Origin of the sequence: Halobacillus mangrovi, assembly GCF_002097535.1 — a bacterium.
Taxonomy (GTDB): domain Bacteria; phylum Bacillota; class Bacilli; order Bacillales; family Halobacillaceae; genus Halobacillus; species Halobacillus mangrovi_A.
Genome location: NZ_CP020772.1, coordinates 3,303,216 through 3,317,576, shown reverse-complemented (window position 1 = coordinate 3,317,576; position 14,361 = coordinate 3,303,216). Strand labels below are relative to the sequence as shown.

Genomic DNA, 14,361 nt, shown 5'->3' with positions numbered 1-14,361 from the left:
ACGTTTATTTTCTTCATCTTACATGATGTTTAAATTATCTGTCAATTTACAATATTCAATAGTATTGCCCTTATGAAACAAAAAACATTTAAATTATTTAGAAAATTTGTTATACTTAGTTTGCTACAAACTGAACAGTCGCTCATTTGAAGAGGAGGAATAATAATGAATCGAGAAGAATTGATTGCTCCCGAAAAGTATAATGTGATGTCTGAAGTAGAAAAGTACATCGGAGATGGGAATCGTAAAGCCTTGTTATGGATGAACGAAGCAGGTGAACAAGCAGAAGTTACATATGATGAGTTGATTAGTGAAGCGAATAAAATTGGAAACGCTTTCCTCGATAGCGGACTTCAAAAAGGCGATAAAGTGCTTGTCATGATCCCTCGTCTAATTAAAGCTTATCAAGTATATATTGCTGCGCTGAAAGCAGGTTTAGTCGTCATCCCTAGTTCTGAAATGCTGAGAACAAAGGATTTGCAGTATCGTATAAACCATGGTGAAGTGAGTGCAGTAGTAAGCTATCATCCTTTTACGGACCAGTTTGAAGGGGTTAAAGAGCTTGAAAGATTGCAAACCTATTCCGTAGGCGGTGCTAAAGAAGGCTGGAAGGACCTTGATGCACTAATGGATGACTATGATGATCGATTAGAGCTAGCGGACACTTCTAGAGAAGACATGGCGTTCTTATCCTACACTTCTGGAACAACAGGGAATCCAAAAGGGGTCGTCCATACCCACGGGTGGGGTTTCGCCCACTTGAAAACTGCGGCAGATAAATGGCTCGCAATCCAGGATGGAGACACTGTATGGGCTACGGCAGGACCGGGCTGGCAGAAGTGGATTTGGAGTCCTTTCCTATCGGTATTAGGCACAGGTGCCAAAGGTCTTGTTTATCAAGGTAAATTTGATCCTAAGAAATATTTGAGTCTTATGGACGAACACGATGTAAATGTGCTCTGCTGCACACCTACGGAATATCGTTTGATGGCCAAAGTTGATAATCTGGAGGAATACAAACTTTCTGGTCTTCATAGTGCTGTATCTGCAGGAGAACCATTGAACAGAGAAGTCATTGACACTTTCAGAAATCACTTCAATGTGACAGTTAGAGACGGGTATGGACAAACAGAAAATACATTGCTCGTCGGAATTATGAAAGATATGGAGGTTCGTCCTGGTTCAATGGGACGTCCAACTCCGGGCAATCAAGTAGACATTATTGATGAGATGGGAGCTCCAGTGGAACCGGGAGAAGTAGGAGATATCGCTGTTCACTTGGACACTCCAGCATTATTTAAAGAGTACTATAAAGATCCAGAACGAACGAAGATGGCCCAGCGTGGAAATTATTATGTCACAGGAGATCAAGCAACGAAAGATGAAGATGGTTATTTCTGGTTTGAGGGAAGAAGTGATGATATTATCATCAGTTCCGGCTACACCATCGGTCCATTCGAGGTTGAAGATGCTTTAGTTAAGCACTCCGCGGTCCAAGAATGTGCCGTAGTAGCGAGCCCGGATGAAGTCAGAGGAAATATCGTCAAAGCTTTTATCGTACTTCAGCAAGGCTATCAAGAGAGTGAAGAACTTGTAAAAGAATTGCAAAATCATGTAAAAGAGCTGACTGCTCCGTATAAATATCCTAGAAAGATTGAATTCATTACCGAACTGCCTAAAACAACATCAGGTAAGATTCGCAGAGTTGAACTCCGTAAACAAGAAAAAGCGACTAAATAAAAAACTTTCAAGAACTTGCAGGGCGACGCTCCTGCAAGTTCTTTTTGAGGAGGAAGAATATGATCAGAGAAGCTAAGCTAAAAGATGCGAAGGATTTATCAAGTCTAATGAATACACTCGGGTATCCTTCCTCTGAAGAAGAGATGTCTCATCGCATGAAACGGATCCTTTCAAAAAATGATTATATGACCTATGTTTATGAAGAACATGGTGTATGTGCAGGAATGATTGGAATGACTTATAGTGTTGCTTACCATACAGACGAACCTCATGTACGCGTGATTTCTTTTGTAGTTGATGAAAGCAAACAAGGAAGAGGAATAGGGAGATCCTTGATGGAGAAAGCAGAAGTTTGGGCAAAAAGCAGAAATGCAAAAACGATCATGTTGAATAGCGGAAACCGTAAAGAAAGAAGAGATACCCATGAAATTTATAAGCACTATGGATTTAATAGTCGTGCGACAGGATTTTATAAAAGCTTATAAAAAACTGTCTGTCCCTAAATCGGTACAGACAGCTTGATTTAATTATGAAAGCTAGGAGTTCCAGACTTCCATGAGTGGCCCATTCTCTCCTAAGACCGGATCGGCTTTTGGAAAAGAGGCTTCAGGAATCTCTTTTTTTGCTTGCTCATACTCATGTTTTTCTCCCGTTTTCAAGTCAAACGATTCACCGAATGGGTAAGCGCCCATGACTTGAAAATCCTCTGTAGCACCTTCATTTTTATGGCCTACCCCAGCAGGAAGAATCAAAAGATCCCCTTTCTCTACATCTACGGCTTTTCCATTAGGACCGCCAAGAGAAAGCGTAGCTGCTCCATTCAGGACAGCCAGTGTTTCGTGAGTTCGGCTATGATAATGGTGATAATGAAACACATCACCGACCCACGTATTAGACCACTGATGATCATGAAACAATTTTTCACAATCCTCAGCGTTTCCTTCTAACACCTTCCGATAAATTAATGCAGGTAGATAAGGGTGATTGGGGAAATATCCATCATCTTCAAAAACAAAGCTCTCAAATGTATCGTTCATAACATAATCACCTTCCTCATTCTTCTCTCTTAAAACATATCCTTGGAAAAAGTCATATAAACATTTTTTTAATAATTATGAAACTATTCCCACTTTCCGTTCGTATAGTAATGTAGAAGGATTTTATAAATGATTGTTATAATTTTTAAGCAAATATTATCTATCATTCATTCAATTAATACTTATTTCAGTTGAAATGAAAGAGATTAATGAGGTGGAGAAGATGGGGAAAAAATTGATTTACATTCTTGGGATAGGTCTGATTCTGTTGAGTTCCATTATTTACATAGATCAACGTTACTTTTTTAATCCTGTAGTATTTAGCAAGGATGCCGTGACCCCGTATGATTGGCTGGACTACGAACGTCCCTTGACCATGACCTATGTTAATGTGGATGAGTCTAGAAAGACCATACGAATTAAGGAAGAAAGAGAAATACGTAATTTGATTGAGGCTTTGAAGGAGTCTCCTCAGGCAGAAACTGTACAGATATCGAGTGACATCGAGGGAGCTTTAAAGTTATCAAACAGCAGCTCGACCTTGCTGGAAGTGTACATATATGAAGATCATTGGAAAGTGTTAAAAGGCGATAGTCATATCCATAAAATGACAGCGCATCTCGAAAAGTTGATCAACCAGTATTAGCTCAGTCCATTAAAATGGGCTGAGTTTTTTGTGTTTTATACTTTATTCAATATAATAGCAGTGTTGTTGAAGACTTGATTTCAAAATAACTGAGCCCGTTTATGTTAATAATTGGTAGTGTGGCTGTGAAACGCTTTGCTTTCCGCGGGGATGGCGGCAAGCCTCCTCGGTTTATCAACCTGTGGGGTCTTGCCAGCCATTCCATTCCCGCAGGAGTCTCGCCGTTTCCCAACCACACATGTCCTCATGAGGTTAACGACCCACTTAGAACAATTCGATAAGTAATGAAACGGCTATAATTGCAATTTTACCACCACTGTATTCAGGCATGTATAGAAAACTCCTTCTATATTATTTAGCAATGTGCCTCTAACAGATAATGAAGGATAAAGGTTATCACGGTTTCAGATGTGTCCGTTCTTCCATACAAACGGAAGGAGGTCTGGGAAATTGCGAGACTCCTGTGGGATTAGAGTCTCTGGTGAGATCCCGCAAGGCGAAGCCTGAGGAAGCTCACCGGACTCCCACGGAAAGGGAGTGATTTCCCAGAACTCCTATATCTCTTTCGGTAACGGAAACAAGCATATTCATACAAATATCTCGGATTTGAGTTTTCAGGATAATGAGATTTAAGTTGGAGAACAATGCTTTGCTTAATAAAAAGATTGAAATATACTATAGTAGGAAAGGATAGTCATGCAAGATCAGCCAACTCTCAGAGGAGTGGAAATATGAATAAATTATTTACCCACATATTCAACATACTAGTCGGAATTTTAATCATAGCTGAAGGTGCCGTTTACATTTTCATGAACAACAAAGATGGAGAGCTCCACTTGAGGAGCATTATTATGACCATCCTGCTGTTCTTGGCATGGGGAATGTCATACTGGAAACAGCTAAAGAGTGAGAACCCAAGCGCCTGGCTCATTTTTACCATAATCATATTAATTCCAATGATTTTACCTTGGCTCTTCTTCATATAAAAATAGAATAGTAATAAAAGAAGAAAACCGGGAGCAAACAAATGGCTTTTACTCCCGGTTTTTCTTTATTTGGTGTAAGCTTTCCTACTTTATTTGCGTTTTCAAAGCAAATCGGGCAGATTCCTAGCAATTTGTCGATATATGACAGAATATGCGATTTAATTTAAACAGCAGATATTATTTCATACTAAATAGGGTATCAACTATACATAGACGATTTGTCCCCTGTCTATACAATTGTTAGAATGACTTTTGTGCTTATGGACGTCCCCTGATTTAAATCCTCATTTTTTTGCATTTACTTAGGAAAAAAGAACAAACTAAAAAAGTCGTACGTGGAAGAAAGGATGGTTCTAAAATTGAAGACAAAATTGATTGACTGGCCTACGTTTATCGGTGCATTAATCTTACTCTTAGGCGTAACATTACCCTTAATTCTTTTCCCTGATGCAGGAAAGGAATTCGTTTCTAAAGCCAATACGTTTATGACGGGGAATTTTGGTTCTCTTTACATGGTTATGGGAATTGTTATTCTTGCTTTTCTACTTTTCGTTGCCTTTAGTAAAAATGGTTCGATTAAATTAGGGGACGAAGGAGAAAAACCTGAGTTCAATACTTTTTCCTGGGCAGCTATGTTATTTGCTGCCGGAATTGGTTCTAGTATCCTTTACTGGGGAGTTATCGAGTGGGCTTATTATTATCAAGGACCGCCATTCGGTTTGACTCCTGAATCTAAAGAGGCTATTCGCTGGTCAACTGCCTATGGAATTTTCCACTGGGGACCGATTGCCTGGGCGATTTATACATTACCGGCACTGCCGATTGCGTATTTCTATTATGTTCGAAAAAAACCAGTACTTAAAGTCAGTGAAGCTGTTCGTCCTGTACTTGGTAAATCGGTTGATGGCCCAATAGGAAACATTATTGACGTACTATTCATGTTCGGTTTGTTAGGTGGAGCGGGTACAACTTTAGCTCTAGGAACTCCAATGATTGCAGAGGGCGTTAAAGATCTTACAGGTCTACCGGCAAACTTAGGAATGAAAGCAGCGATCATGGTTCTATGTACATTGATCTTTGCTATAAGCGCTTATTCCGGGCTAAAACGAGGAATCAAAGTACTCAGTGATATAAATATTTGGCTGGCCCTGTTCATTCTTGCTTTCGTATTCGTGTTTGGGCCGACTTTATTCATCAGTGAGGCCACAATCAATGGTCTTGGAATTATGGCCGATAATTTCTTTAAAATGGCAACGTGGATGGAGCCATTCGGTAATTTTGCAGAATTTGAGCAGACGAATTTCCCAGAATCCTGGACGATCTTCTACTGGGCATGGTGGCTTGTTTATGCTCCATTTGTTGGTTTATTCGTTGCGAGAATCTCAAGAGGACGTACGGTTCGTCAGATGATTTTAGGTACGATTATTTATGGTACAGTCGGATGTGTGCTGTTCTTTGGAATTATGGGGAACTTCGGACTGTACTTGCAGCTTACCGGAGAATTTGATGTCATTTCATTTATGAATGATAACGGCGCCCCGGCTACAATCATTGAAATCATCAACCAGCTGCCGCTTGCTAAATTCATGATTTTAGTCTTCACTGTTCTGGCAATTATTTTCTTGGCGACAACATTCGACTCTTCTTCCTACATTCTTGCTTCCGTTGTTCAAAAGAATGTGGAAGGCGAACCACTTCGTTGGAACCGTTTGTTCTGGGCATTCGCTCTATGCTTAATGCCTTTAGCCCTCATGTTCCTGGGTGGTTTGGATACCTTGCAAACGGCGAGTATCGTTGGAGGTTTTCCATTAATCTTTATAATGTTCTTACTAGCCTGGTCATTTATGAAAGCTTCCAATACAGATATAAGAGCATCAGATGACTATGAGCCGAGTACGATTCATATCGAACGATGGAAAAACCGCAAAGGGAAAAAGAGAAAACGTTCTGCGCTTGAAGTTCTAGAAGAAAAAGATACGGATGATAAGAAATAAACGGAAAGAGACCTTCACATCTTTGAAGGTCTCTTTTTTTGTTAACTTATGCGATTTTGTTCCAATATTTATACATTGGAATGAAGATCGCTTCAGAAGTGGGCAGATCTTTATGTTTTTTGCACAAACGGAAGCACGGACTGAAGTTCAAAGTCCCCACTGTCTTTCAAAAAACGTTCAAGAAGATGAAGGTGATCGCCTCCAACTAATACGAGAACCCGATCTTCAGAATTAGCCAGTCTAGCAATATTTGCAGCCATTGCCAAATCCCTTTTGTGCCATTGGGTGAGCCAGCTAACTCCGATCTGGTGCTGGCGGTCACCGACCCGGCTGAGCTTCATATAAACTCTTTGCAATTCCCTACTGTACTGGGGATCGTTCAAGTACTGCAGAGTGCTGTACACATCTGTGTCGTTTACAAAAGTCTGAAGATTTCTCTGCACTCTCATAATTTCTTGAAAAAGATCTCGCTGGTGTTCTTTTGTCCATTCAAACACTTGCTCAAGAGAAGGGGAGGACATATCGACAATCTCATCGACAGGATAAACCTTAGGATGGTCGAAGTGAGAAGCTAATCGAAAAGCGAATTGCTCTACTTCATCATAAGCGGGCACTAAATTCCCGTTTAGAAACTCACTATATTTCCGATCAAGCTCCTCTTCAATTAGGAATGATTTCTCTACAGCGATCTTTGTCGGTTTGAATTCTTTTAAACGGTGGACTATGCTCTGGATTTGTTCCTGATGTTCATTAATTTTATTAGGGTCCATAGCCATATGGAAAGTTCCCATCAGCATAATGACAGCCTTGCTCATATGTATCTCTTCCTTTATTAGATATTTTCCCACCTCAGGTCATCCAATATCTGGATGACCTGAGGTGGGATCGGTTTCAATTAAAACGAGAAGTGGGGGAGTACTTCTTCTCCTAGTTCTTGCATGATTTCTGTGACCGGCCGTTTATTTTTAGAGAGGCCCAGCATGATGTGGTTAACTCCGATACTGCGATAGTTCTCAAGGAGATTGATTAAAGGTTTTCTCCCGATTCGGTATCCAGCTGGAATTTTTTCTGCCTCTTGATCAGGGTTTTCAGTCACCTCCAGAGGCAGCGGCATGAAGAAAGGACGGAAGACGTTTCCGTGGTATTTCTTCACCTTCTCCCGATACTCTCGGATTGTTTTCTCTTGCTGTTCAGGTCTTTGAGGATAGAACATCCAGCCATCGCCGTGTTCGGCTACCCAATCCAAAGTCTGCTGGCAATATCCCGTCATAAATGTCGGAATCCTTGAAGTAGGTTTCGGCACAAGGTTAGACTTGTGGAGCTTTCCGAAATCGGATTCGACCTCTGGATATTCACTGTAGAGAGCATGCTTGAAATAATCGAATGCTTTTCTAAACCATTCGCTCCGCTCCATAATGGGGATGCCTAGCCCTTCAAAGTCTTTCCTTCGATCACCTGACGATATGCCAAGCAAAATCCGCTCAGGAAAAAGGCGCTCGATACTTGCCAGTTCTTTGGCTGTACGTAATGGATGACGTAAAGGCATGACAAGGGCTGCCGTGCCCAACTGGATCTTCGATGTATGAGAAGCCAAATATGTTAAGTAAATCAAACTATCAAAAATCTGCCCTGTTGCTGGATCTTCAAAAGTAGGGTCTTCTAAAACCACATCCTGCAGCCATAAAGCATGAAATCCTAGCTCTTCAGCTAACTGAGCACGTTCAACCTGATGTTTCATCGTTGGTGTCTCGTTATCGTAATTTTCGATCGGTATAGTGAGACCGAAGGAAAGATGGTTTTCTCTAAGCATGTTTTGATATCCTATATGATTCTCAAACAAACGGTTTCCTCCTAAATGAATTGATACCTCCTATTATAATGACGAGAAACAAGAACTTCTAACCATAGAATTCTCCCAAACAAAAAAGCCCTTCAAGAATCTTGAAAGGCTTTGGAGTATTTATTAAAGGAAATAAATCGCAAGGTAGAGGACTCCGGTTAAGAAAGCAGAACCTCCTGCCACACTCATGATTTCAGTAACATCATACTCGATCCTTTTTTTCATAATGAAATCCTCCTTAAATATCATAATTGGGTGAACAAAATATCTAATAATTTCCTTTTCTACCTATATAGACGAATGAATAGTCAGAAAGGTTTCATTTATATTACAAAAATGTATCAATTATATTTCGCGAACCGGCCAGTTTCTTCTATTAGAAATGTCTCAATTTAAAAATGTCAACAATGCTTCTGACAAACATGCATTTAGATTTCATTGAATACACACTTGTAACCGCTTTAAAATTAAGTTACACACAAAAACAAAACGAAAAAGACTAAGGAGGAATTTTACATGGCTAATGAGAAGTCCGGCGTGAGAGCCAGAGTTCAGAAGTTCGGTAGTTTTCTAAGTAGTATGATCATGCCGAACATTGCCGCGTTTATTGCTTGGGGAATTATCACTGCTCTATTTATTCCAGATGGATGGTTACCGAATGAAGCCCTTGCAGGTATGGTAGGGCCTATGATCTCGTATCTATTGCCATTATTAATTGCTTTTACAGGTGGACGTTTGATTCATGGGTTACGTGGAGGAGTTGTTGCGGCGACAGCTACCATGGGTGTTATTGTCGGTTCACCGGATACACCGATGTTCCTTGGCGCTATGGTTGCTGGTCCGATCGCTGGTTATTTAATGAAAAAAGTAGACGAAGCACTCGAAGGGAACGTTCGCCAGGGCTTTGAAATGCTTGTTAATAACTTCTCAGCAGGAATTTTAGGAGCAGTATTAGCTATACTAGCTTTCTACACGTTAAGTCCGCTGTTTTCAAGTATTACCGATCTTCTCGGTGTTGGGGTAGATGTCTTAATCTCTGCTGGCTTATTGCCTTTAGCAAACTTATTCATTGAACCTGCCAAAGTGGTGTTTCTGAACAATGCCATCAACCATGGCATCTTAACACCGCTTGGAACAGAGCAATCTGTAGAAACAGGAAAGTCAATTTTATTCTTACTTGAAGCAAACCCTGGTCCTGGATTCGGTGTTTTACTTGCCTTTATGTTCTTTGGAAAAGGAACGTCTAAACAAACGGCTCCGGGTGCAGCGGTTATTCAGTTCCTGGGTGGTATTCATGAAATTTACTTCCCGTATATCTTATCTAAGCCTTTAGTTATTCTTGGTGCCATTGCTGGTGGTGTTTCAGGTACAGCAACCTTTGCTTTCTTTAATGCAGGGCTGACCGCTGCCGCTTCACCGGGTAGTATTATTGCCGTTTTAGGTATGACACCAAGAGGCAGCTATGTTGGAGTAATAGCAGGTGTCGTCGTAGCTGCAACTGTATCCTTCATCGTTTCATCCATTATTTTGAAAGCGAGCAAAGACGAAGGCGATGGAGATATGGAAGAAGCGACAGCTAAGATGGAAGGTATGAAAGGGAAGAAAAGTAGCGTATCTGACCAACTATCAGGGAAACAAGAAACTAAAGCTGCGAATGAAGCTAGAAATACAGAGGAAGTACCTGAACTCGATTATTCCAAAGTTGATAAAATCATCTTCGCTTGTGATGCCGGAATGGGATCAAGTGCCATGGGCGCCTCATTGCTGAAAAATAAATTCAAAAAAGCGGATCTTACTATTGAGGTCACCAATATGGCAATCAATGACTTACCTCAGGATGTGGATGTAGTTATTACGCACAAAGACTTGACAGAGCGCGCTATGCAAAAAGTGCCTAATGCTAAACACATTTCTGTAGAGAATTTCCTGAATAGCCCTAAGTATGATGAGTTAGTTACAGAATTAACGAATGACTCAAGTGCAAATGAGAAAAATGTAAATACAGAAGAGATTCCAACCATTAACCGTTCCAATGTTGATAAAATCATTTTTGCTTGCGATGCAGGGATGGGTTCAAGCGCAATGGGCGCATCCTTACTAAAAAATAAATTCAAAAAAGCAAATATTGATATTAATGTCACGAACATGGCGATCAATGACTTACCTCAGGATGTGGATGTAGTCATTACACACAAAGATTTAACAGAACGTGCGATGCAAAAAGTGCCACATGCTCATCACATTTCTGTAGAAAACTTCTTAAACAGTCCTAAATATGATGAGTTGGTAGAAGAACTGAAGAATGATTAATCCATTTCCAGAAAAGAGTCAGATCAGACTCTTTTCTGTCTCTCTTGAATCTTAGTTCGTTCTATTACTACTTGAAAAGAAGGGAGGGGAAAGCGTGTATATATCAGCAAGAGAAAGAAAAGTTATCGAGTTGCTGCTCGAAGCTTATCAGGATCTCCCTGTGAAAGAGGTCGCAGATGCCCTTGATGTCAGTACCCGGACAGTGCATCGTGACTTGAAAGGCGTAGAATCTATATTAAGCAATCATGGTTTGACGCTTCAGAAAAAATCAGGAAGCGGGCTGGCTATCCTTGGTAATGAAGAAGATCAAGAAGCATTGAAGGCAGCGATTTATGATCATGATTTGTTGGATTATACACCTGAAGAAAGACAGGTATTAATTCTTTCCCGACTGCTTGATGCAAAAGAACCTGTGAAGCTGCTCACTTTTGCGAATGAATTAGGAGTGACTGTTGCAACGATCAGTCATGATCTAGACAAAATTGAAGAAGTACTTGATAGTTTTCAGCTTCAACTGATTCGAAAACGCGGATACGGAGTTGAGGTTCAGGGTGAAGAAACCAATATCAGAGAAGCGATTCGATTTATTATTATGCAACATATGGACGAACACGACTTTTTGCGTCTGCTGCAAAACAACATACAGGCCGACTCTCCTATGCTGGATTCCGTATCTGATCATCTTCTTGGTCTTGTAAACAAAGAGAAAATTTCTTTGATTGAACAAACCGTAGATTCTATTCGAGGAGAGCTGACTTACCCTTTGGCAGATAGTGCTTACATTGGATTGGTGATTCACCTTGCTTTAGCGATTGAGAGGCTTCAGCAGGGGGAATTCATCCAAATGGAAGATGAATACCTTTCAGATTTAAAAGGCACGAATGAGTTTGAAACAGCAGGAAAGGTCATAGAAAAACTTGAACAGCAATTTGAGCTAGAGATTCCTGAGGCTGAAACCGGATATATTACTATGCACTTAATGGGAGCTAAAGTAAGGTACAACGAAGATTTTATTCTTGAAGACAGCAGCTTAAGTGTAGCATTCAAGGCCAAGCAATTAATTGAATTCGTATCGAATGCCATTCAGAGAAATTTGCACGAATCTCCACAGCTGCTCAACGACCTCGTCGTTCATCTAAAGCCGAGTCTTTACCGAATTCAACAAGGAATGGATATTTCTAATCCGTTAAAGGAACAGATTGAAGAAGATTACCCTGAACTTTTTACTGTATTAGAAAGAGCTGTAAAACATGTCTTCCCTTCCTTGACATTTCCTAAAGAGGAAACCGCTTTTCTCGTTATGCATTTTGCCAGCTCTTTATTAAATATGGAAGGAGTCCGGGGTCTAAGAGTGTTAGTCGTTTGTTCAAGCGGGATCGGAACAGCAAAAATCTTATCAGCTAAGCTTCAGCGTCAATTTCAGGAAATTGAAGAAGTTGACCATCAGTCGCTCTTTGATTTGAAAGAACTTGAAATAACCAACTATGACTTGATTGTTTCAACGATTCCACTTGAAAAAGTTGAAGACTATGTACTCGTAAATCCAATGCTTCCAACTGCAGATGTTCATCGACTTCAACATAGAATCAGAAAAGTCAAAATCATGGAGACGTTAAAGACGGTTGATAACTCTGCACCGATCGAAGATGAAACGCTCCAAACGATTCAGGATTCCGTAAGCAGCGTTCAGCGATACGCCACGATGGTCAGTCAAATCCTGAATAGGCTATATGTATTTAACAGCTCATCTCAGGACAAAAAAGAGATCTTAGACGAAGCTTGTCAGCACCTCGTTACTGAAGGAGCTTTAAAGGATACGGAGTTTATCACGAAGTATCTACTTGATAGAGAAAAAGTGGGGGGCCTTGGAGTTCCGGATACCGGACTAGCTCTCTACCACACACGTCAGGATCACATTCCTGTTCCGTCTTTTACGGTGATCTTGCTTGACGATCCTTTATCCATTCAGGGTATGGACGGAGAGCTAATGGAATCAGATGTATTTATTTTAATGCTCGCTCCAAGGGATATAAGTAAAGAGGGGCTTGAAGTATTAAGTTTTATAAGTACTTTACTCATTGAGGACCCTGTCAGCACGGAGACATTTCAATCAAGAGATGAAGACCTCATAAAAAATTATGTGTCCAATCAGATTCATCAGTTTTTTAAAAAGAAATTATAAGAGAAGAGGAGAATGAATATGTCTGAAAATATTTTAACGGCGAAAACAATTGAAATGAACCAGAGTTTTGATTCAAAAGAAGAGGCAATCCAATATACAGGTGCGCTTCTCCGTGACAATGGATATGTGAATGCAGAATACATTGACCAGATGCTTGAGCGAGAGAAAGTTACTTCAACCTTTATGGGGAATTATGTAGCGATCCCACATGGTACAGAGGATGCGAAAAAAGCTGTCCTTGAGACTGGAATTGCTGTAGTGACCGTTCCAGAAGGTGTGGACTTCGGTGATGGAAACATCGTTAAGTTGCTTATCGGCATTGCCGGAAAAGGGGATGAACATTTAGAGATTCTTTCTAAAATCGCTATTGTATGTTCAGAGGAAGAGAACATTGATACGATTTTAAATGCAGGCTCTAAAGAAGAAATCATCAGTATTTTCAACGAGGTGAATTAATGATGAAGGCTGTACATTTCGGAGCTGGAAATATTGGGAGAGGGTTTATTGGCGCTTTACTTTCCCAATCAAATTATGAAACTATTTTTGTCGACGTCAATGCTGAACTGATTGATGAACTAAATGACAAAGGGGCTTATCGGGTTGAACTTGCTGGTACGGATGATTCCATTGAAGTGACCAACGTATCAGGATTAAACAGCCTTGAAGATGAAGAAAAAGTCATCGAAGCCATTGCCGAAGCAGAAGTCATCACAACGGCCGTGGGTCCAAATGTTCTGCCTATGATCGCCCCTGTGCTAGCTAAAGGGTTGTTGGAGAAAAATAGCAACGGGATTGTTATTGCGTGTGAGAATATGGTCGGAGGTACGGAAATACTAAAAAATCATGTGATTGAAAACTTAGATGAAGAACAGAAAGAATGGATTTCTGATCGGATTAGTTTTCCCAATGCTGCGGTTGATCGAATTGTTCCAAATCAAAACCAAAAAGATCCTCTCACTGTAATGGTAGAGCCTTACTATGAGTGGGTGGTGGAGACGTCATCGATTAACAGCGAACTCCCGGACATTAAAGGTATCACTTACGTTGATGATCTGACACCTTACATTGAAAGGAAACTATTTACAGTTAATACCGGACATGCGGTAGCGGCCTATCTTGGAAAATACAACGGCTACCTAACGATTAAAGAGTCTTTGGATGATTCCAATATCAAAAATAAAATTCAGGGCGCTCTAAGTGAGTCCGGTGGAGTCTTAATCGAGAAGTATGGCTTTAATCCCGACGAACACCAGGACTACATCGATACAATCATCAGCCGATTTGAAAACCCTGACTTGTCTGATGAAGTCACACGGGTAGGACGGGGACCAGTTCGGAAGCTGGGACCTAAGGATCGCCTTGTGCGTCCTGCGCTAGAATTTATCCGCTTGAAAAAAGAGGAACCTGCTCACCTGGCTGAAGTGATTGCAGCTGCATTGGATTATAAGAATGAAGAAGACCCAGAAGCGGTCGAACTCCAGGATTTGATCCGTGAAAAAGGCAAAATCAGTGCCTTTTGTGAGATAGCAGAATTAGAAAAGGATCACCCACTTGTCCAATCAGTAGAAAAGTACCTTGTCTAAAAGACAAACCCCCTGTTTCTATAAGAAACAGGGGGTTATTGCA

At 40.6% G+C, this 14,361-nt stretch carries 12 protein-coding genes; 9 read left to right on the top strand and 3 right to left on the bottom strand.

What is annotated here, in order from left to right; all coding sequences use genetic code 11:
• Nucleotides 1-165: 165 nt before the first annotated feature.
• Nucleotides 166-1,740 (top strand): acyl-CoA synthetase MbcS, encoded by a 1,575-nt coding sequence (gene mbcS, locus HM131_RS16615; RefSeq protein WP_085030816.1) that lies wholly within the window; start codon nt 166-168, stop codon nt 1,738-1,740.
• Between the two features lie 59 nt (nt 1,741-1,799).
• Nucleotides 1,800-2,225 (top strand): GNAT family N-acetyltransferase, encoded by a 426-nt coding sequence (locus HM131_RS16610; protein ID WP_085030815.1) that lies wholly within the window; start codon nt 1,800-1,802, stop codon nt 2,223-2,225.
• Between the two features lie 51 nt (nt 2,226-2,276).
• Here HM131_RS16610 and HM131_RS16605 read toward each other — a convergent pair whose 3' ends face one another.
• Nucleotides 2,277-2,777, bottom strand: coding sequence for a cupin domain-containing protein (locus HM131_RS16605; protein WP_085030814.1), 501 nt, complete (start codon nt 2,775-2,777; stop codon nt 2,277-2,279).
• Between the two features lie 223 nt (nt 2,778-3,000).
• On the opposite strand from HM131_RS16605, the gene HM131_RS16600 reads away from it, so the two are divergent.
• The 3 genes from HM131_RS16600 (at nt 3,001) to HM131_RS16590 (ending at nt 6,403) form a co-directional block, all read left to right on the top strand.
• Nucleotides 3,001-3,423, top strand: coding sequence for a hypothetical protein (locus tag HM131_RS16600; RefSeq protein ID WP_085030813.1), 423 nt, complete (start codon nt 3,001-3,003; stop codon nt 3,421-3,423).
• 731 nt (nt 3,424-4,154) lie between these two features.
• Nucleotides 4,155-4,409, top strand: coding sequence for a hypothetical protein (locus tag HM131_RS16595; protein ID WP_085030812.1), 255 nt, complete (start codon nt 4,155-4,157; stop codon nt 4,407-4,409).
• 359 nt (nt 4,410-4,768) lie between these two features.
• Nucleotides 4,769-6,403: a BCCT family transporter gene (locus HM131_RS16590; RefSeq protein WP_085032075.1), complete on the top strand. Its 1,635-nt coding sequence runs from the start codon at nt 4,769-4,771 to the stop codon at nt 6,401-6,403.
• 110 nt (nt 6,404-6,513) lie between these two features.
• Here the strand turns inward: HM131_RS16590 and HM131_RS16585 are convergent, their stop codons facing one another.
• Both HM131_RS16585 and HM131_RS16580 read right to left on the bottom strand, forming a co-directional pair.
• Nucleotides 6,514-7,218, bottom strand: coding sequence for a DUF5694 domain-containing protein (locus HM131_RS16585; RefSeq protein ID WP_085030811.1), 705 nt, complete (start codon nt 7,216-7,218; stop codon nt 6,514-6,516).
• Between the two features lie 80 nt (nt 7,219-7,298).
• Complete coding sequence (locus HM131_RS16580) at nt 7,299-8,213, bottom strand: LLM class oxidoreductase (RefSeq protein ID WP_085032073.1); 915 nt, start codon at nt 8,211-8,213, stop codon at nt 7,299-7,301.
• 546 nt (nt 8,214-8,759) lie between these two features.
• Here HM131_RS16580 and HM131_RS16575 point away from each other — a divergent pair.
• The 4 genes from HM131_RS16575 (at nt 8,760) to HM131_RS16560 (ending at nt 14,318) form a co-directional block, all read left to right on the top strand.
• Nucleotides 8,760-10,553: a PTS mannitol transporter subunit IIBC gene (locus HM131_RS16575; RefSeq protein ID WP_085030810.1), complete on the top strand. Its 1,794-nt coding sequence runs from the start codon at nt 8,760-8,762 to the stop codon at nt 10,551-10,553.
• Between the two features lie 94 nt (nt 10,554-10,647).
• Nucleotides 10,648-12,735, top strand: coding sequence for a BglG family transcription antiterminator (locus HM131_RS16570; RefSeq protein ID WP_085030809.1), 2,088 nt, complete (start codon nt 10,648-10,650; stop codon nt 12,733-12,735).
• An 18-nt stretch (nt 12,736-12,753) separates the two neighbouring features.
• Nucleotides 12,754-13,191 (top strand): PTS mannitol transporter subunit IIA, encoded by a 438-nt coding sequence (locus HM131_RS16565; protein ID WP_085030808.1) that lies wholly within the window; start codon nt 12,754-12,756, stop codon nt 13,189-13,191.
• Nucleotides 13,191-14,318 (top strand): mannitol-1-phosphate 5-dehydrogenase, encoded by a 1,128-nt coding sequence (locus HM131_RS16560; RefSeq protein WP_332308715.1) that lies wholly within the window; start codon nt 13,191-13,193, stop codon nt 14,316-14,318. The genes HM131_RS16565 and HM131_RS16560 overlap by 1 nt, the downstream gene beginning before the upstream one ends.
• Nucleotides 14,319-14,361 lie beyond the last annotated feature (43 nt).